Below are 21,961 nucleotides of genomic sequence, written 5' to 3' on the forward strand. Positions count from 1 at the left end.
ATTTAACACCTTTATAAAGATTATATAGGTTTTAAATAGTAAAAATTTAGAAAGGATAATATAAATTTATGGAAAAAAAAGCAAATGGCTCTGAAAAAGTCAACTCCTCGATTCTTGAATTACTCGATGAGATTAGTTTAACTGAGGAAGTAAAGTTAACAAAAACAAGCCATAAAGAGAAAATTATAAATGGATTTAGACGTTCAAATTCTACATTTAGTGAATTCATGCAAAGAAATCCATTATTCACATATTCTCTTAAAAGAATTTTATATGCTTTCATTACATTGTATGTAGCAGTAGCTGTTGTATTTGTAATGTTAAGACTTGTTACAACTGATGGTGTTTATTTATCAGATGTAAACCTTGATAAACTGGGACCAGATTTTCAATATGGAACACCAGGTTATGAAAAATTATTAAATAATAGAATGAAATTATTTGGAGTTGCTGGACCAATGTTAAATCAAATGTTTATTTATTTGAGAAACATAACTCCGTTTATTCCAAAAACAATCATAATTAATCCAATTGTTCAAGATAATGGAGATATTGCAGGAACTCCAACAGTAATGTGATTTTATTTAGGTGTATTTATGAATAAAGCTAGTGGGGGACAAGTTTTATCACTAGTTCAAGATGCATTTAAAAGATCAATTCCAACTTCTTTTAAAATAGGAAGTATAGCAGTTATATTATCTTACTTAATTGGAGTACCTTTAGGTATTCTTGCTGCCAAAAATAAAGAAAAAACAGCAGATAATGCAATTAATGGTTCGAGTTTATTAATTAGTGCTATTCCAGCATTAGTAGTAATTTCACTTTTATATAAAATGTCGATTTATGTCTTTGGAGCGAATGGAACTTATGAAGGTTCATCGTTTGGAACAAAAATATGGCCAATAATTGGAATAATGTTACTGATTATGCCAATGATTATTGTAAACACAAGGCGATTCGTTTTAGATGAAATGACAGCAGATTATGCAAAATTTGCACTTTCAAAAGGATTAAGTGAAAAATATGTATTTTATGTTCACATCTTTAGAAATGCAGGAATTAGATTAATCAAAACATTACCAGAAGTATTTGTATTAACATTGTTTGGTTCAAGTATTTTGGTTGAAAGACACTGGTCAATTGATGGTATGAGTAAATTTATTTTAAATGGTGTAGCTAATAAAGATACATTCGTTGTTTTAGGATATATTTTCGTATCAGCATCAGCTGGAGTATTTTCGAGTTTAATTGGAGATTTATTACTTGCGACATTAGATCCAAGAATTAAATTAACAAAATAGAGAGGAATTTTTTATGGAACAAAAACAATATACTATTGAAGAAATGAAATCTATAGATAATTCTCTCTTCAAAGTAATCGGTGCTAAGCACGAAGAATCAGAAAGAATCACAAATAAACCTTACAGTTACTGAAAATCAGTATTTGCAAGAGTTTTTAAATCAAAAACTTTTATTATATCATTATTTTTATTAGTAGCAATTATTTTACTGGCTTTTTCAATTGGAATAGGAAAAGACCCAGTTCCAACTGAAAGACCAGGAATTGATATTGAAGCGCCAAGCTGACAGCATGTATTTGGATTAGGAAAATTTGGTGAAGATTTATGAACTAAAATGTGAATTGGTACACGTACAACATTAATATTTACATTCTTTGTTGCATCAATTCAAATCTTATTAGGAATTTTATTAGGATCAATTTGAGGATTCTTTTCAAAATTAGATTTAGTATTTATTGAAGTCACTAGATTTTTAACACTAATACCATCATTAATTTTATGACTAATTGTTATCTTCTTATTTGGAGGAACTACAACAATTCCAGTTTTAATATTTGGTATTTCAATAACTAGTTGAATTGCTTTGGCTTCAGTTATTAGAGTACAAATTATGCTTGTAAGAAATGCTGAATATAATATAGCTTCAAGAGTTTTAGGAACACCTAGTTCAAAAATTATTAGAAAAAATGTAATGCCAAAAATTTTACCAATAGTTATTCAAACATCAACATTTGCAATTCCATCAGCAATTGCCATCGATTCATTGTTGGCATATTATAACTTTGGATTTGTAACAAATACATTAGATCAAGCATCTTTAGGGTCAATTCTAAATGAATTATTATCTGGTTCAGATTGGGAAGTGTTTCCTCACTTATTAATTATTCCAGTAGCTTTTGTTGGGGGAATATCATTATTATTCTTCTTAGCTGGAAAAGTATTTGCCGATTCATTAGATCCTAAAACACATAGATAGGAAAAAAATTATGAATAAAGAAAATAGAATTATATCTGTTCGTGACATGGAAGTTAAATTTCAAGTTAGAGGTAATTTTTTAACTGCTATCAGAACTGTTGATTTAGATGTTTATGACCAAGAAATTTTGGCAATTGTTGGTGAATCTGGAAGTGGTAAATCAGTTATTACAAAAACTTTTACAGGAATGTTAGAAGCTAATGGATGAGTAAGTAATGGTTCAATTGTTTATCGACCAACTCAAGGATCAATTGATGATCAAGGAGCATATTTTAAAGAGCCAATTGATATTGTTAACTTACAAAGTCCTTTAATATCAAAAGATGTAATTAAAAATGTTACAAAAATAAATAATGAAAAAATTAAAGAATTGTTTAAAGAAATTAAACATTTATACAAATTAAATCCTAAATATAGAGAAAATTTAGAAAAACAAGAATTAAAAAAACTAAGATTAGAAAATAAAATTGAATCAGAACAAAATGAATTAGTCTTATTAAGAACTAAACAAGAATTACAAGATTTAACAGAGGATTTAAATTCTCGCTTGTTAGAAGATAATGAAATTTTACTAATCAAGCAAAATAATATCACTAAACAAAATGAACTGTTAGAAACTTTAAAAACTCAGTTAAATGTAGTTCAAGAAAATATTGGTTTTAGTGGAAATAATAGAACAGCTAATAAAATAATAAAATTAGAATTAAAAATTAAAGCTGCAGAAGAAACATTAAAAATTATTAATGATAATTTAGTAAGAGATGAGTTAATAAATTCAAAACTTGAATCTATTTTAAAATTAGAAATTGATATTAATAAGGTAAAACCACTTAATATGAAAAGTAGACATCAAGTCTCAAAAATAGCTTCAATGATAGAAAGTTTTATTGAAAATAATACTGAATGAGATGAAGTAGAAAAACAATTTATTTTAAACTACTTCCACTCAAAAGATCATTTAAAAAGATTTGAAAATGAATTAAGAGATATTTGTTTATCAATTATTGAAACAAAAACTTTGGATAAAGATCATTTTCATAATATTTTAGTTGACTGAAAAAGAATTAAAAATTCTGATTTAGTTAATAAAGTAAAAGCATTGAAAGAGATTAGACAATTAAGAGGAAAAACAATTTCTACAATTTTTCAAGATCCAATGACTTCATTAAACCCATTATTACCAGTAGGTTTTCAAATTACTGAGGTTTTAAGAAAACAAGTTGGTTTAAGTAGAAGGGATGCAAAAGCTGAGGCTATAGAACTTTTACGAAAAGTAGGAATTCCAAATCCAGAAAAACGTTTTAAAGATATTCCAGGTAGATATTCTGGTGGAATGCGTCAAAGAGTTGTTATAGCAATTGCTCTTGCATCAAGACCAAAAATATTAATTTGTGATGAACCAACAACTGCACTTGATGTAACAATTCAAGCTCAGATATTAGATTTAATTAAAGAATTACAACAAGAATATAAATTCTCAGTTGTATTCATTACTCATGACTTAGGAGTAGTTGCTAAAATTGCCGATAGAGTTGCTGTTATGTATGCTGGACAAATTGTGGAAGTTGGAACAACAAAAGAAATTTTTGAAGATTCAAAACATCCATATACTTGAGCATTATTATCTTCATTACCTCAATTAGGTAAAAAGGGAGATGATTTATTCTCAATTGAAGGAACTCCACCATCATTATTCAATGAAATAGTTGGAGATGCATTTGCTCCAAGGAATAAATTTGCATTAGAACTTGATTATATTAAGCAACCTCCAATGTTTAAAGTTAGTGAAACTCACTTTGCAAAAACTTGATTATTAGATCCACGTTCTCCAAAAGTTAAAAAACCAAATGTCTTAAACAACTTACGCAAAACAATAAAAGAATCAGAAAAGGTAGGCTAAAACTATGTCAACAAATAAAGAAGTACTTTTGAATATTAGGGATTTAGTAATTGAATTCCGTGTTAAAGGTAAAAAATTTAGAGCTGTTAAAGAAACTAGTTTTGATATCTATAAAGGTGAAATATTTGGTTTAGTAGGAGAATCAGGAAGTGGTAAAACCACAATTGGTAGAGCTATTGTTGGAGTGCAACCATTAAAAGATGGTGCAATCTATATGGAAGATAATATTGTTGCTGGTAGCCCAACAAGGTTATATAAATTAAATAAAGAAATTTCTAAAAAACTTGAAAATATGTCATATAAAATGGATATTACAACAAGAGAAATTCAAGCTAGAATTGATGGATTGAAAGGATTGTATGAAAACTATACTAATAATCCAAGAGTGCTAACTCAAGAAGATCTTGAATTACAAACTAAAACCTCTAAGTTAGCTTATTTAAAAGCAATTATTTTAGAGAATTTAAAATATATAAATTCAATTATTAAAAATGAAGATAGAATGATTAAGTTTGTTGATAATTTACACTCTTATATTCCAGAAATTTCAAAAGAACTTGAAAGATCTGTTTTATCAAAGTTAAAAGAAACTAAAGAAGCTATTATATCAATTAAAGAAAATGCTGATGAAATTTATTTAAAGGTTCAAGAAATTTCTGATTATAGAGATGAAATTGATAACGTTCCACCAGAAAAATTAGAATCAGTATTTAAAAAATTAATAAGTTTATGAAAGGTTATTACTGATAATCATAAAGAATTTTTATCAAAACTTTCATGAGCTAAATCATTACAATTTCAATTACATGCGCTCTCATCTCCAATGAGAAAAAGAGAAGAGTTTATTAATTATTATAATAAATTGATTTATGTGAATAGAAATGAATTCTTTGAAGAGTGTAAAAAACAATTTGAAATTATGAAGGCAAATGGTGTACCTTCAAATGATAAGGAATATAAGAAATTAGAATACTTTATTACAGATTTTTGATCTCGTAAAAACTTAAATGTAGCTGCATGTAAAGAAATTTTAAATTCACTTTCAGAACAGAAAGTAATAACACCTAAAATAAATTCATTAGTTTCAAAATTAAAAAATACTGATTTTGAAAATGAATTAAAAAATTTAGCTACAGATGAATCAAGAATAACTGATGTTAAATTAAAAGAATTGAAAAAAGAATTTAGTTATATTACAAAAATAATTGAAAAAAATATAATTAAGGATAGAGAACTTATCGAAAACTTTTATGCTTGAAAAGGAATTGAAAATTCTTACACACCAGAAGAAATTGAATCATTTGTTGAATTAACAGATTTTCTAGATTTACCTTCAATTGATGAAATAATTAAAGATTCTTATTTCTTTGAAAGTCAATCAAAAAAGCAAAGAAGAATTAATAGAAAAAACATTCAAATGATTTTTCAAGATCCAAGCTCTTCATTAAATGATAGAATGGCTATTGAAGAAATTATTGCTGAAGGAATGGAAAACTTTCCTGAACTTTACAAAGGTGAAGAGGCAAAGGAATTATATGTAACAGAATATAATGAACAAAATCCAAATGAAAAAATTACTTTAGATCAAGCAACTCCAGCTTTAGTTAAAAAACATATTATCTTAAAACTTGTTAATTCAGTAGGATTATTACCTGAACATTTATCAAGATATCCTCATGAATTTTCAGGGGGGCAAAGACAACGTGTTGGAATTGCAAGAAGTTTAGCAATGCAACCAAAAATTATTGTTGCAGATGAGCCAATCTCAGCTCTTGACGTTTCAATAAGAGCTCAAGTATTAAATTTATTTAAAAAATTCCAAGAAGAATTGGGAATAACATATGTATTTGTGGCTCATGACTTATCTGTTGTTCGCCATATTGCTGATAGAATTGCTGTTATTTATCATGGGCAGATAATTGAAATTGCACCAGCAGAGGAATTATTTAAAAATCCTCTTCATCCTTATACAAGGGCTTTACTTTCTGCAATTCCAATACCAGAACCTGAACTTGCAAAAAGTACTAAACTGGTTGTTTATGATCCAGAAAAAGAACACAGTGACTACATATTTGACTTACCATATTTTAAAGAGATTACAAAAGACCATTTTGTATGAGCAAATAAAAGAGAAATTAAAGAAATTAAAAAATTAGTAAAAAAATAGAACAACGAAAGGAAGAATAAAATGTCAATATTATTTAAAAAAACATTAGGGCTTTTAGGTTTAGGCTTAACAACAACATTGGTTTCATCTTCTGTTGTTTCTTGTGCAACTTCTTTAAAATATTTAATGGACAGAACTGTAAGCACAGATGTATTCAAATCAATTTATACATCAAATGTAACAAGTTGAAATACTGCATATTCAATGCAAGCAGAAGATTCAAGAATTTGAGCTAACTCATTTGATACATTTTTATCAACAGATCAATATGGAAGAATCTATGGTTCACTTGTTGAAAGTGAATATGGAGAAGAGCAAAATCAATCAGATGCACATTATTCTTATGTAGGTGATATGAAAAAGGAAGGTCAACAATGGACTTATAAAACAAGACCTATGACTTGAGTTAACTATCAAGGAAAAATAGTTGATGAAAATGGTAAAGTATCTTCTGATCAAACTAAAACTGGAGAGGGAAAAGCTTCAGTTATTGAAGGAGTTAGACAAGCAGCTTGATTTGCTTTAAATCCAAAAAATGGTTCAGATGTTGCTTCATTGTGAACATCATTTATTAAAGGAGCTGCTGAAATTCAAAAGGGAATTACAAATGCTCAAAGAGAATATGATAATAGTAAAAAAACTCCTGAAGATACTGCAAAATTAAATGCAGCCATAAAAGTTGAAAGAGATAAAATATGAAGTAATGATCCTGAGAAATTTGGAATTACTTTAAGCATTGACAATGAAGAATTGCTTACTTTTGACTTAACTAAAAAGGCACCATATTTTGAAAGTTTATTAACATATTCAGTGTTCTCACCAATTTTTACAGCAGAAAAGGGAGATGTTAAAGATTTTAAAGAAGCAATGTATAATGCTTCTTACTATCCAACTCAAGCTAATCCAAATGGAAAAATTATTTTACAAAAAAATGAACACTATGTATTAAAAGAAAGTACTAATATTAAAACTTTAGAATATAACTATGTTGATGATGCATCTGCTACTAAAGAAAGAATTTTATTTGAATCAGGTTCAACAACAGGATTTGAATTAAAATCAGATGATTTAAAAGGTTGAAATAATTATATTGGTCAAGGTAAAGAGTCATATGAAAATCCTAAATTTGAAGGTGCATATCCAGTCTCTTCTCCAGATGCTTCTGGTTCATTTCTATTAGTATACAACTACTATAATTCAGAAATTGATGATAATTCATTAAAACCTGAGGAAAGAGAAAAAGCACTAGATGCTTCAAAATTGCTTCAATCAATTGATGCAAGAACATTTATATCAACAGCTTTAGACAGAACTGACTTTGTTAGGTTTTTTTCAAAAACAATTGATGAAGTTGGAGAACCATCACAAATGTTAAGAAATACATATACAGGTTATGGTGTTGCAAGTAATGGTGCAAAAGATTATACACAATATGTATCTGATAGTTATGATGAACTAATTAGTGAAAATGGTGCAACTGTAACTTCTACTGATGCTGATTGAAGTTTAAAAGATGGTAAAGATTCTTACTTCAATAAATCAGAAGAGTTAGCAGGAAAAACTAATGAAGAATTAATTAAAAATATAAATGAATATATTACTTTGAACAATATTAAAAAAAGAAAAGTAAAAGGAAAATCAGAGGACAAAGTTATTTTAAAACTTATATTAAGTCCATCAAATAACAACTCATTAAATCCATATTTAAATATGATGTTTAAAAAATTTAATGAAATTAAAAATAATCCAATCTTTGTACAAACTAAAGTTCTTTCATCAACAGATGAATATAGAACAAATGGTTCAAGAGGGGCAACTGATTTATTTATAAGTGGTTGATCACCTGACTATAAAGACCCATCAAGCTTTTTAGAAACAATGACACTATGAGGACCTTATGGTGCTTATACTGGAACTTCAAGATTATTTAAATCAAAAGCAGCAGCAAGTGAAGATAATGCAAATGATGATTCAGAATATAATATAACAACTGAAAAACTTTATGCAAGATCTTTAGAAAAGCCAAATGAAGAAAATAGTGCTACAAAGGCATTATTAAAATCATATGAAACATATTCAAATAGTTTTGAATCTACAGATTTAAATGTTGCTGAAACTGAACAAAGATTTAAAGAATTTGCTGAAACAGAAACACAATTATTATATAAAGATTTTTTAACATTAACTTTATATACAAAGGGAATGCCAACTGTTTGAACAGTTAATCATCTAGCACCCTATACAAAATCATATGAAGCATTTGGTACAGGTCAATTTAAGTATTATAATGCTAAAATTAACTCAAAACTTTTATCAAAAGAAGATTGACAAGCTGCTTATCAACAATATTTAAATGATAAAATAGCTATTGCAGACAATTGAACTTTAAAAAGACAAGGTGCTCATTGAAAAGAGCAAAGTAAATAATTAATAAAAGTTTTAAAAAATCTACAAATTTGTAGATTTTTTTTATACTATTTAGTAAGTGAGGAAAAATTATGAATAATATACTAATTGAAAAAGTTATAAGTTTAATAAATAATCGTAATCGTCAAAATCATGATTTATATAAAAATAACGGTTATTTAAACTTATTGAGTTTATATCAACAGGCCATTTTTGAACAAACACATGATCAGGAAATTTTAAATCTTGATATTAAGGAATTTAAAAAAGTCGAGTTCAAATCTTTTGACTCAAAAAATATTGTTGGGATATATCATTTAAATAAGAAAAAAACTAAAAAATGAATTATTGCTTGTCATGGTTTTTCGTCTTCAAAAGAATCATCTGCAATTGCAAGTTACTATTTTAATAAGCTTGGCTATAATATTTTTGCATTTGATTTTAGAAATCATGGTGAATCTGATGATGCACTTATTACAATGGGTATTAATGAGGAAAAAGATTTATTAAGTGCTTTAAATTTTGTTAAAAAAAATTTTTCAACAAAAGAAATATCTTTAATTGGTTTTTCAATGGGAGCTCATACAGTTAATAGAGTTGCAATTTCAAACAATATTAAAAAATATAATATTAAATTTGCTGTTGCTGACTCTCCATATTTTGAAACAGCAAAAGTTTTGGAAAGAGTGATAAATACAATTGGTGGAGCACTTATTGGTAATTTTTTAGATAAAATTTTACAAGGGGTTTATAAAGTATATAATGATAAATATAAAATAAATATTGAAGCAGACACCATATCATATAAAATTCCATTGTGTAAAACTTCTTTTCCAATACTCTATTTACATTCTAAAAAAGATAAGGTAGCAGATTATCAAGACAGTGAAAAATTTTATAATCTAAGAAAAATTTTAAAAATAAAAGATGCTTTACATATTTTTTTAACAGGAGAACATATAAGAACTCAAGTTTTACATACTGAAATGTATTGGAAGCTTGTTGAAAATTTTGTAAATAAAAAATAGAAGGGATAAAAAGATGAAAAATAGTGAAGTAACTGTTTCTTTGGAAAATGTTTCAAAAATATTTAATAAAAAAAATTGAGTTATTAAAAAAATTAATTTGAAAATCAATAAAGGTGAAGGATTAGCAATTATTGGACCCAATCAATCTGGAAAAAGTGTTTTGGGTAGATTAATAGCTAGTCAAATAAAACAATCTGGGGGAATTATTCAATATAATTTTAATAATGAAAATGTTATGGCAAATATTGGATTTCAGTTTAGACAAACAACTTGACCTGAAGGTTTTCTTGTAAAAGAAGTTTTTAATTTATATAAGCATATTAATGATATACAAGATAAAGAATGAATAGATGATCTTGTAGAAGTATTTGGTATTGATTTGAGATGAGAAAAAACATTGACATCATGTAATACCTCTTGATTACAATTATTTTCGATTGCTTTAGCTATTATTAATAGACCAAGATTAGTTGTTCTAGATGAAGTTTCGTCTTCAATTGGTCTAGATTTTAAAATTAAGATTTTAAAATTCTTAAAAGAATATAAGGAAAAATATGAAGCCTCATTTGTTGTTATTTCACCAGATGATTCAACTTTTGAATTGCTTTGTGAAAGGGTAATCGTTTTAGATAATGGTTTCATAATTTCTGATGATCATATTACAGATTGAAAGAAAAATTTAACTTTCGAAAAGTACTCACTAAATATAATGGATGCTATTAGTCAACAAGAAATTAAGGTTAAACCAGATCCATTATTCAAACCTATTTTAAAAAAATTTGAAGAAAATAGAAAATTATTTAAGGAACAATATGATTATTTTTTAGAGAAAAATATAGGCAATGAGCATGAATCAAATATAGTTTATATCAGAAATATTAACTATCATTTAAACGAGTTGGAAAGTGTTTTAGTTAGTTTATTATCAACAGCTATTAATAGAAGAAATATTGAAGAAGTTTTATTACATACAAAAATGGCTATTAAGATATTTAAAAGAACTAGAAAAAAAGTTACTAAGTTAGATATAAAAGTAAAGTATAAAAAATCTGCATTAGCTTTTTTTAAGAAAACAGAAAAATTCTTTAATTTTCTAGAAGAAGATCTTTATAATAGTTTTAAATCAAATAAGTATATTGTTTACGCAACTGAACTTACAGCTCAATTATCAAAAAAAGAATTGGAACAACTTTCTTCATTAAAGAAAAAATATATTCAAGAAGAAATTAAATCAATGAAATTAGAGAGTAAATGAGTAAAAAAACAACAAAGACTAGAAAAGAAACAAAAAATAAAGAGGGGGTAAAATATGAATAAGAGTAATTGAAATGCTTTTAAAATAATTTTTGCAATGCAATTATCAAATTATAAAAAGGACTTATTTGTAGTTTTTTCAGGTTGAATAATTACAACAATTACTCTTGTTGTATGATTGGCTTTTAAAAATGCAGGAACAGGAACAGGCAATAAGGATTTAGTAGTTGATAATTTCATTGTTGCAAGTGCTATTGGTATTAGTGTTATTAGAAACTGTTTATTTAATCTTGTAAAAACTATTTATGATTTTAAATCCTCTATGTTTCTTGAACGTCTCTTTTCTACTAAAGTTTCAAAGACATTTGTATTCTCCATTATTATTTTATTTAGTCAAATAGTTAATATCTTAGTGGCAATATTTATGTTTGCAATTAGCATGTTATTTCCAGATCAAAGACAAGAAATAGTTAATGTTAATTGACCAGTTCTATTTTTAGGTTTCTTTCTTCTAGCAATTTCGTCAAATCTAATTGCTTTAATAATAGTTTTTCATGCAAAAAGTTATGAATGAGCATCTGTAATAGCTAATCTTTTCTACTTTTTACCAATGTTTTTACTAGGATTAGGAATACCTTGAACTTTATTAGAGCAAAATAAACCGATTATAATAATAGGTTTCTTTCTTCCTCAAAGATATTTTTTAAATATTATGGCCTCTGGTTGAGCAGATGATATTGGTATGAAAACAAATCAGTTTGGTTACAATGGTAACTTTTGAATTCCTTATCTAGTCTCATTGATTATATTAATATTATTGACAATTTGATTGGTCTTATTGTTGAAAAAGACATTCGGATATAAAAAGAAATTACTTAAAAAGTATCCAACTAATTTAAAACATATCTCAATTATTTATAGTATTAAAAAAGCTAATTCAATTGAAGAATTAAATCAAATTATTGAAGTTAAAAATTTAATAATAGAAGCGAAAAAAAGAGAAAATAAAGTAAAGGAAAAAAATAGGAATGATGACTCAAAAAAAATATAAAAAAGTAAATAATAATTTTAAGAGTTTTAAAGACCTTTATATTTTATCTTTAAAGACTTTTGTTTATTCTCCATTAAATATGTTTCTTGGAGTTTTTCTTGTTATTTTTACTTTATTTATATGATTACTTTTTAAAGGTAATAACCCATTCTTGTTCTCCTCAGCTATTGGAGCATTAATTGTAAGAAATGGCATACATACTTTTCATAGAGCACTTTCAAATAACAAGAATACAGGGTTTGACCAAAGAATTAATAATACAGGATTAAATGGTTTTATAAAACCAGGAGCAAATATATTAGCAAATTTTACAATTAACTTCTGTATTATAGTTTTATTAATGTGTTTAACATTAATATTTTTTAAAGATCAAAGAACGTTATTCTCTTCAGTTAATTGAGCTATGTTTATTACAGGAACCATTAGTTTATGATTGCTTTGTGTTTTAATTAGTTACGCAATATTTATGTTTGTAAAATCAACAGTAGTTGGCTCAATTTATGTTTCTTTAATTTATATATTCTCTTATAATTTGTTAGGATGTGCTTTTCCTTATGAAGTTGTTGCAAAAATAACTTGGCTAAATTTTATTTTATATTTTTTACCTCAAAGATATATGCTTAATGTTATGCAAGCAGGGTGAGTAAATGCAAAAGATTTAGTATATGAAGGTTTAGGAGAAGAACAACTATATAAAGTAGATTTTAGGTTGGGAGGAAATTTAGCTATTCCTTTTATTATTACTTATAGTTTAATTTTAATCTTATCTTTTTGTTTAATAACATTTATAATATTAAAAGTGAAGCAAAAAAAAGTTGATGTTTATGGAACAAGTGTTGTTTTAAAATTATCAACTGATTATATTAAAGAAATTAAAAAATGCTCTAGTATAATACAATTAAACCAGTTAAGAGATCAACATATTAAAGAATTAAAAAATAATTCTATTCATGTTAAAAAATTCTCTCTAACAAAAATAAAAAAAAGAGGTAATTAAGGGATGAAAATAATTGATTCAAAAGACAAAAAGCTAAACTCAACAGAAAGCTCAATATTAAATTTGGTTAATAATGATCCAGAATTTTTTTGTAGTAACTCAATACAAGAGGTTTCAAGAAAGAGTAACGTAAGTCCATCAACTATGACAAGAGTATGTCAGAAACTAGGATTTAAATCATTTAAAGCAATACAGATGTTTGTTTATGAAAAGTCAAGAATGCAAGGAAGTTATTATAAATTAGGAGAAGACAATACAATTGAAGAAATTATTCATAATGTAAGAGGTGCAGCAATTTATACAATTAATGAAACTTTAAACAGTATTGATAATGAAGAAATTGATTTGGTCTCTAAAAAAATTTACTCTTCAAAAAGAGTAATGATTTTTGGAATAGAACAACAACAAATAAGTGCAAGTTCTTTTGTATTAAATTTATCAAGAATTAATATAATGGCACAAGCTGTTTCAAATATTCACAATTATGTTCAAAGAGCAATCTTTTTTGATGAAAATGATTTTGTAATTTTTATTACAAGAACAGGATGAACAAAAGAAATTATTGAATCAATCAAGTGAACATGTAATAAAAATATTCCAATTTTAGTTTTAACTTCTGATAAAGAAATAACATTTAAACAATTGGAAAAAGATATAGATGTTAATAAAATCCACATAATAGAAACACAAACAATTAGCAATGATAAAATAAAATATCCTTCAATTTCATCTGTTCCAGGAGAGATGATTATTTTTGACTTAATTATTAATATAATTGTTAGCAAAAATGAAGAATATCGTGAGAAATTCAAAAAAACAGCAGAGATATCATTAAATTGAAATTTTGAGGGAAAATTATAATGGAAAATTCAGAATTATTGTTAAAAATCAAGTTACTAGAAAAAGAACTAGAAAGCTATAAAAACAAGGAAGAATATACAAAAATTGGATTGCAAAGAACCAAAAATGTTTATGAAATTGCAAGAAAAAATTCAGAGATAATAATATCTAAATCAATTAATTTAGCATATGAGTTTAAAAAAGAAATAGAGTTAACATTGCAAAAGATTAATAAAAATCCATTGGAATTTAGTCAATATTTACAAGACTTTTTAGCTAAACATGAATATTTTATTAATAATAAAGATCAAAAAATTGATCAGTATTTAGAAGAAATTATTAATAAACTAAATAAAAAATAGTAAGTAATAGAAAAAAGAGTTTACTAATTTTTATTGTATAATCATAAAAAGGAGAGTTCTTTATGAAAAAGTTATTAGCTTTATTGGCTTCTGGTTCATTTCTTGTTTCAACTACATCAACAACTGTTGTAGCTTGTTCTTTTAGTTTGAAAGATATAGAATCTTTCCAATATAATTTTAATCTGGGTGAAATGTCAGAAGTAAATCAAAAGGAAGTTATTAAAAGAATTGCTAAAATTAATAATATAACTGTTAATAGCAAAAAAGATATTGAAAGAATTGCAAATTTTCAATTTGATGTTAATTCAATTAGAGAAGAATCATATACAATTATAAACTCCAATTTTAACTTAAAATCTGAAAATGAAAATGAAGAAGAACTGAAAAACTATGTTGCAACTATTAGAGTATCAGAATACTCTTGAATTGCAAAAGGAAAAGCAACAATTCATTTTCAAGCAACAGATAAAACTGTCAAAAAAGCTCAAAACCCTATAGAACAAGCAGAATCTTCATTAATGGGTTATTGATGAAATTGAGGAAATGAAATTCCAGAAATAGGTAGTTTAAATTGAAGACAGCCAAAATTAGCATCAGTGATTGAGTCTGAAAAAAATCCCTATGATATTATAAATATCTCTTCATTATATACAAAAGAAAAAGAAGGAGATATTAATAGTTTAAATATTAATGATTTTATTACAGAACCTGAAGGTGCTGATTCTGGAGTATATGATGTTGATAATTCTAAGTATTTAATAGATAGAAAACAAAAACAAATTGATGGCACTTGAGAAGATGACACTAAAATTATTACAAATTGAGGTGGGGCTACTGCAGATAGAATGATTTGAAAGTGAAAGCAAAAGGATAAACTTAGAGATAGAATGTATTTTTTACTAGATAGTTATGGCTTAGATGGAATGAGTTTGGCTATTGCAGGAAAGACTCTTTACAATAGAGAAAGTCAAGCAACTATTTCTCAAGTAATAAAAGAAATCATGATTATTTATTGATTAAATGATAAAGATTTTTATTTATCATTGTCAACTAAAATTCAATGATTATTTAAAGATGGAGTTTCTACAAACAAACCAACTTCAATTCCTTTCATTGAAGATTTAGCTGGTTGATATGAATGTATTGATTTACTAATGTATAATGTATATAGAGATGTTAATTTTGTAACTGCAAAAGAAGATATTTCAATTAGTTACAAAGGTAATACAACAGTAATTAAAAAAGGGGAAAAAATAAAATCCACATATGGAAATGGAAAAGAAGAAGATCCTGCTTATTTCTATGGAACACTTAAAAATTTAATTGATAAGAAATGAAATGAGCAAGCAGAAGTTTATTATTTAGGTGATAAACCTGTAAAAATTGGAGTTGCAAGTACATATTCTTCATCTGCAAGTGGGTTTAGTATGAAAAATGATGATGAACCAGAAAATGGAGAAAGTAATTTAGCTGCTGCATTAACTAAATTACATGAAGATAAAAATGAATGAGGGAATTCAATAACAAATAATTTATTAGGGCTTGGATTCTTTGGGATAAATATTGATCAAATTTTGTCTAATCCAAATCCAAAGTTACCTATAAAAGAAGAATTATTTGAAAATCAAGGTGAAAGTGCCAGCAACGGACCTACAAATCCAAAAAACTGAAATAATGGATTAAACTTAAAAAATTTTATAGAATATAGTGAAAAATATAGAAATAGTAAGACAAGATTTTAATAAGTTCTTTTGACAGAGAGTTAACATTTGCTGAGAGTTAATATAGAATTATTAAAATTATCACTTATGAAGATTAGAAGAGGAAAAGTATTTTACTTAGTAGAACTTCTCGCAAGAAAAGCGTTAACATTTCAATTGAGATAAATAAATATCTATTTTTAGTATTTATTTAAATTAGGATGGTACCGCGTTAAAACGCTCCTATTATAGGAGCGTTTTTATTTTGAAAGGAAAAAATTATGGAAAAAAATTATAAAGATACATTACTTATTAATCAAACAAGTTTTGATATGAAAGCAGATTTAAAAGTTAAAGAACCAAATATTCAAGAAAAATGGGATAGTCAAAAAATTTATAAGAAAAAAATTGAAGCTAATAAACAAAAGCCTAGTTTTGTTTTACATGATGGTCCTCCATATGCTAATGGAAATATTCACGTTGGACATGCTTTAAATAAAATATTAAAAGATATTATAGTAAGATGAAAAAATCAATCTGGCTATTGTTCACCTTATATTATGGGTTGAGATACACATGGTCTTCCAATTGAAACTGCAGTTACAAAAACTGGAGTTGATAGAAAAAGTTTAAAACCTGTAGAATTTAGAAATTTTTGTAAGCAATACGCTTTAACTCAAGTAAAAAACCAATCTGAACAGTTTAGTAGATTAGGAATTTTTACAGACTATGAAAAAAAATATATTACATTAACTGATGATTTTGAGTTAAGTGAACTTAGCCTATTTGCAAAAATGGTTGAAAAGAAATTAATATATAGAGATTTAAAACCAATCTATTGATCTCCTTCAAGTGAGTCTGCATTAGCAGAGGCTGAAATTGAATATGCTGAAGTAAAATCACCAACAATATTTGTAGCTTGCAAAATAATAGATAATGAAAAATTTAAAGATGCAAATTTTGTTATATGAACAACTACTCCTTGAACAATTCCTTCAAATCAATTAATTGCAGTTGGAGAAGAGTTGGAGTATGTATTAGTTAAACCAGAAAATGATCAAAGAAAATTTATTATAGCGAAAGATTTAATTAATTCAGTATCAGAACAAATTGGATGAGAGAATGTAAAAGTTTTAGATACTTTTATGGGTTCACAATTAATTAAAATTAATTATCAACATCCATGATATGAAAATAAAACAGGATTCATAGTTTTAGGTCATCATGTTACAAGCGAAGCTGGAACAGGATTGGTTCATATTGCTGGAGGTTTTGGAGAAGATGACTTTGAAATTGTTAGCAAAAATAATATTAAAGCTTTTGCTCCAATTGATAATCAAGGTAAATTTGATGTAACAATAAATGATTCAAGATTAGAAGGAATTTTTTATGAGGATGCAAATAAAATAATTGGTACAACTTTACAAGAAAAAAATCTATTATTAAAACTTAAGTTTGTAAAACACTCATATCCTCATGATTGAAGAACTAAAAAACCAGTAATTTATCGTGCAACACATCAATGATTTGTAAGTTTAGAAAGTGTAAAAAAAGATATTGATAAAGTTATTGTTAAAGATGTACAAACAAATCCAGAGTGGTCAAAAGAAAGATTAAGAAACATTATTAAAGATAGAAATGATTGAACAATTTCTCGTCAAAGACTTTGAGGAGTACCAATAATTGCATTTTTTGATAAAAATAAACAACCTCAATTAAATAAAGAAATTGTTGATTATGCAATAAATGTTATTGCCCAAAAGGGCACTAATGCTTGATTTGATTTACCCGCAGATACTTTTTTACCTGAAAAATTTAAAGGTTTAGGTTGAGAAAAAGAAACTGATATTTTAGACGTTTGATTTGATTCAGGAAGTTCTAATTTAGCAATGGAACAAAATTTTGGTTTAAAAAGACCTTTTGATATTTATTTAGAGGGAAATGATCAATATCGAGGTTGATTTAACTCTTCAATGATTAACTCTGTTATTTATGATGGTAAACCTGCTTATAAGCAATTAATTACTCATGGGATGACAAATGATGAAAAAGGTAAAAAAATGTCAAAATCAATTGGTAATACAATTGACCCCTTAGAAATAGCCAATGATTTAGGAGCGGATATCTTAAGACTTTGAGTATTCTCAACAGATTTTACAGATGACCAAAGAATTGGAAAAGACATTTTAAAGCAAATATCTGAATCATATAGAAAAATTAGAAATACAATTAGATTTATTTTATCTAATTTAGTTGATTTTGACCCTAAAAAGGATTATCAAAAAGAATTGGAAGAAGTTGATAAATTTGCTCTAAATAATTTAACTGTTACAAAAAACAAGTTCTTTAATGCAATGGAAAATTACGCTTTTAATAGTGGTTTCAAATTAATTAATAACTATGTTACTAATGATTTATCTTCTTTTTATTTAGATTTTATTAAAGATATTATTTATGTAGAAGCTGTTAACTCAAAAAGAAGAAGGCAAGTTCAAACTGTAATTTATGAGCAACTTTGAGCATTACTTGATATGTTGAAACCAGTCTTAATTCATACAGTTGAAGAGGCATATCAAAGTATTGAAAAAATTCAAAAGGAAGAATCAATTCACTTATTAGATTTAAAAGAACAAAAATTTTTACAAGAAAAAGACTTTATTTCTAAATGAAATAAAGTTTTAGAATTACGTGATGTTGTTAATGAAGCATTAGAAAAAGCAAGAAGTGAAAAAATAATTAAAAAAGGTTTTGAAGCAGTTATTAATTTGGAAATTACTAAGGAATTTAGTTTCTTTAAAGAAATTAAAGATTTAAATCAAATTTTAATAGTTAATTCAATAAATTTTTTACAGTTAAAAGACAAAATTAACTCTAAGCTAGCAAATGTTAGTGTAGAATTAAAACAAGGGTTAAAATGTCAAAGATGCTGAGCAATTTTTGATGAATTAAAAGAAGATATTTGTCAAAGATGTTTTAACGTAATAAATTAAGGTGAGATGAAATGAAGGATTTTCTATTTAATATTAAGTCAGGGCTAAAAAATCATAATTATATTTTTAAATTTAAATTAATTTGATGTATACCTTTAATAGCAATTTTAATAGGATTTGATTGAATTAGTAAAGCTATTGTTGTTTATACAATGAAATATGAAGGCAATACTGCAACATTTATTCCAGAATTTATTAGTTTTGAGTATTTAATAAATCCTGGTGCAGCATACGGAATGAATGCTGATAATAAGGGATTGGCTATTACAATCGCAACACTTGTTACATTACTTTTAATTACTGTCTTTATTTTTTTAAAAAATAAATATTGACTAATACCAATTAATTTAATGGTAGCTGGAAGTGTCGCTAATTTATTAGGTAGAGCTTGAGCTCCACTTTCAACAAATGGAATAAGTGGTGGGGTTGTTGACTTTTTAAAATTTGAATTTTGAGACTTAAATTTTATATTTAATTTGGCTGATGCTTGAGTATCAATTGCAGTAGCTATAATCTTTATAATTTTTATAGTATATATAGTTTTAGAAATTGCTGAATTTAATATGAAGAAAAAAAGTCCTGAAAAGTATGAATTTTATTGTGATATTAAACACAGAAAAATGCTTTTATTTGAAAGTTACTGATCTAAAATAAATACTAAAAATCAAGAAAAATTATCATATAAGGATTACTTATCAAAAAATAAACAATTACAAAAAGAATGAAAAGAATATAAAATCAAGGAGTAGATTATGAATCAATTGGAAATTAAATTAGAGCACGATGCAGGAAGATTAGATAAGTTTTTAACTGAATATTTAAAAGAAGAATATGATTTTTCAAGAAGTTACGTTCAAAAATTAATTGAAGCAAAAGATGTTCTTGTAAATGACCAAGACGTAAGCGTTAAGCATAATCTATTAGCAGCTGATATTATTAAAATGAATATTAAAGAACCAACAGAAATGGAAGCAAAACCAGAAGATATTGATTTTGAAATAGTTTATCAAGATAAGGATTTATTAATAGTAAATAAACCTAATGGTATTGTTGTTCATCCAGCTGCAGGTAACCCAACTGGAACATTAGTAAATGGCTTATTATATAAAATAAAAGACTTGTCTTCAATTGGGGGAGTATTAAGACCTGGAATTGTCCATCGATTAGATAAAATGACAACTGGTTTACTAATTGTTGCTAAGAATGATAAAACGCATAGAAGTCTTACAAAAATGTTAGCAAATAATGAAATTCACAAAGAATATATTGCTTTAGTTCATGGTGTAGTTGAACCTAATGCAGGTAAAATAAATGCTCCAATTGGTCGTCATAAGGGTGATCGTAAAAAAATGACTACAACAGATATTAACTCAAAACATGCAGTTACTAACTTTACTGTTTTAGAACGTTATAAAAATGCTTCAAAAATAAGTTGTGTAATTGAAACTGGAAGAACACATCAAATTAGGGTTCATTTAGCATATATTAAGCATCCCGTAGTTGGAGATCCTTTATATGCTTTCAAAGAAGATATGAAAGAAGAATTTGGTCAATATTTACATGCCTATAGATTGGCATTTAATCACCCAATAACTAATGAAAAAATAGATTTAATAAGTGATTTACCAAAAGAATTTAATGATAAAATCAATATGTTTAAAGAATAGGTGAGTATTATATGATAAATTTTAATGAATTGAAATTGAATTTAGTTCACTATTTTGTTAAAGTTGAAAAATATAGAGCTTTGGAAAAGTACAGTAATGATTATGTATCTTATTTAATTAACCCTAAGGCTAAATTCAAAGTAATTAGAGTAACCTTAGGTTCTCCAGTTACAATTGATAAAAACTTAAATGAAATAAAAGCAACTTTAAAATCACAAAAAAGAGAAAAGTTAGAAGTTTTAAATATTGCTTTAAGTGACTCTGATATAGATATTGAATTAGAAGGGACAACTTTTAGTGTTTCTAATTTAGAAAATACTAAAATAAAATTAAAACCTTATTTTTCTAAAATAGATTCAATTAAAGAGGAAGAGAAGGAAGCAAAAGAGGATTACATTTCAGATGAAGAAATGGTAGAAATCTTAAAAGATCCAACAAAGTCTTCTAATATTAAGTTTAAAAAAGCAATTCAAAGAATGAATAGGAATAGTCCTATTTCAATACTTCTAATTGTTGTATTTATGATTATGCCTTCAATTACAGCTGTATTTAGTATGTTATGATTTCCTCAAATAAATGGTCTTACAATTGACTTATTTTTTGGAGCGACAAATAGAAACTTAACTATTGTAGGTCAACAATGATGAAGAATTTTCACATATGGATTTACATCAAATTCAAATGGACTTTTAATGGCAATCATTCAAATATTTTTAGCTGGAACAACTATTAAATTAGCAAGATATACAGAGGGATTGGTAGGTTCAATAAAGTTTGCAATTGCAATATTTATTACTTATCCACTTGTAGGTTTTTTTGTTAGTGCAACTGTTCCAACTCAACAAGCTGTGTTTTCAGGTGGTTTAGGATTTATGGCAAGTGTATTAGGTGTTTTAGCAGTTACTACATGAGATAAAAAAAGAGAACCGATTCAATTATTTTCAAAAAATAGAATGGTATTTCCAATTCTATGCTTAGTTATTTATCCATTATTTTTAACTCAATCTCACTTATATATAATGATTATTGCATCAGCTGCAATTTCTTCAAGTATTTATTTATTATTAACTTATAAAAAAGATACTTTAGATAAATTAATTATATTGCCAATTACTATTCTAACTATTTCATTTTTACTACCACTTACATTTTCTTTAATTAGTTATTATTCACCAGCTCATGATCCATATAGTGTAATGACTTTACAACTATATGTTATTAAAGGCTGAATGCCATATACTAAAGGAAATTCAATTATTCTAAGAAATGGTTGAGATTGATATCTTGACTCTAGTGGAAATATTTCAAAATGAGGTTAAAAA

Annotated in this window: 16 protein-coding genes; all 16 read left to right on the top strand. The window is 26.0% G+C overall.

The features are described from left to right. Window positions 1–68 precede the first annotated feature (68 nt). Window positions 69–1,301: an oligopeptide ABC transporter permease OppB gene (gene oppB, locus AACL04_RS00435; RefSeq protein ID WP_339030396.1), complete on the top strand. Its 1,233-nt coding sequence runs from the start codon at window positions 69–71 to the stop codon at window positions 1,299–1,301. A gap of 13 nt (window positions 1,302–1,314) precedes the next feature. Beyond that, on the top strand, window positions 1,315–2,277 hold the full coding sequence (oppC, locus tag AACL04_RS00440) for an oligopeptide ABC transporter permease OppC (RefSeq protein ID WP_339030398.1): 963 nt from the start codon (window positions 1,315–1,317) through the stop codon (window positions 2,275–2,277). A 10-nt stretch (window positions 2,278–2,287) separates the two neighbouring features. After that, window positions 2,288–4,177 carry an oligopeptide ABC transporter ATP-binding protein OppD gene (gene oppD / locus AACL04_RS00445; protein ID WP_339030400.1) on the top strand — a complete coding sequence of 630 codons (1,890 nt, stop codon included), beginning with the start codon at window positions 2,288–2,290 and terminating at the stop codon, window positions 4,175–4,177. A gap of 4 nt (window positions 4,178–4,181) precedes the next feature. Continuing rightward, on the top strand, window positions 4,182–6,344 hold the full coding sequence (gene oppF / locus AACL04_RS00450) for an oligopeptide ABC transporter ATP-binding protein OppF (RefSeq protein ID WP_339030402.1): 2,163 nt from the start codon (window positions 4,182–4,184) through the stop codon (window positions 6,342–6,344). 21 nt (window positions 6,345–6,365) lie between these two features. Further along, a complete protein-coding gene (locus tag AACL04_RS00455; protein WP_339030404.1) occupies window positions 6,366–8,771 on the top strand; it encodes an ABC transporter substrate-binding protein in 2,406 nt (801 codons plus the stop codon). A 71-nt stretch (window positions 8,772–8,842) separates the two neighbouring features. Beyond that, entirely contained in the window at window positions 8,843–9,778 is a 936-nt protein-coding gene (locus AACL04_RS00460) for an alpha/beta hydrolase (protein ID WP_339030406.1), read from the top strand. A 13-nt stretch (window positions 9,779–9,791) separates the two neighbouring features. After that, window positions 9,792–11,084: an ATP-binding cassette domain-containing protein gene (locus AACL04_RS00465; protein ID WP_339030408.1), complete on the top strand. Its 1,293-nt coding sequence runs from the start codon at window positions 9,792–9,794 to the stop codon at window positions 11,082–11,084. 3 nt (window positions 11,085–11,087) lie between these two features. After that, the gene (locus tag AACL04_RS00470; protein WP_339030409.1) at window positions 11,088–12,083 is read left to right on the top strand and encodes a hypothetical protein; all 996 of its coding nucleotides are present in this window, start codon (window positions 11,088–11,090) and stop codon (window positions 12,081–12,083) included. Next, entirely contained in the window at window positions 12,061–13,080 is a 1,020-nt protein-coding gene (locus AACL04_RS00475; RefSeq protein ID WP_339030411.1) for a hypothetical protein, read from the top strand. The genes AACL04_RS00470 and AACL04_RS00475 overlap by 23 nt, the downstream gene beginning before the upstream one ends. A 3-nt stretch (window positions 13,081–13,083) precedes the next feature. Then, complete coding sequence (locus AACL04_RS00480; protein WP_339030413.1) at window positions 13,084–13,941, top strand: MurR/RpiR family transcriptional regulator; 858 nt, start codon at window positions 13,084–13,086, stop codon at window positions 13,939–13,941. Further along, window positions 13,941–14,282, top strand: coding sequence for a hypothetical protein (locus tag AACL04_RS00485; RefSeq protein WP_339030415.1), 342 nt, complete (start codon window positions 13,941–13,943; stop codon window positions 14,280–14,282). The genes AACL04_RS00480 and AACL04_RS00485 overlap by 1 nt, the downstream gene beginning before the upstream one ends. Window positions 14,283–14,344: 62 nt before the next feature. Further along, window positions 14,345–16,024: a hypothetical protein gene (locus tag AACL04_RS00490; RefSeq protein WP_339030417.1), complete on the top strand. Its 1,680-nt coding sequence runs from the start codon at window positions 14,345–14,347 to the stop codon at window positions 16,022–16,024. Between the two features lie 239 nt (window positions 16,025–16,263). Next, the gene (gene ileS / locus AACL04_RS00495) at window positions 16,264–18,972 is read left to right on the top strand and encodes an isoleucine--tRNA ligase (RefSeq protein ID WP_339030419.1); all 2,709 of its coding nucleotides are present in this window, start codon (window positions 16,264–16,266) and stop codon (window positions 18,970–18,972) included. Between the two features lie 11 nt (window positions 18,973–18,983). After that, window positions 18,984–19,721: a signal peptidase II gene (locus tag AACL04_RS00500; protein ID WP_339030420.1), complete on the top strand. Its 738-nt coding sequence runs from the start codon at window positions 18,984–18,986 to the stop codon at window positions 19,719–19,721. A 3-nt stretch (window positions 19,722–19,724) separates the two neighbouring features. Beyond that, a complete protein-coding gene (locus tag AACL04_RS00505; RefSeq protein ID WP_339030421.1) occupies window positions 19,725–20,639 on the top strand; it encodes an RluA family pseudouridine synthase in 915 nt (304 codons plus the stop codon). An 11-nt stretch (window positions 20,640–20,650) separates the two neighbouring features. Then, window positions 20,651–21,958, top strand: coding sequence for a hypothetical protein (locus tag AACL04_RS00510; protein WP_339030423.1), 1,308 nt, complete (start codon window positions 20,651–20,653; stop codon window positions 21,956–21,958). Window positions 21,959–21,961 lie beyond the last annotated feature (3 nt).

Origin of the sequence: Spiroplasma endosymbiont of Cantharis nigra, from assembly GCF_964019925.1 — a bacterium.
Classification (GTDB): domain Bacteria; phylum Bacillota_I; class Bacilli_A; order Mycoplasmatales; family Mycoplasmataceae; genus Spiroplasma_A.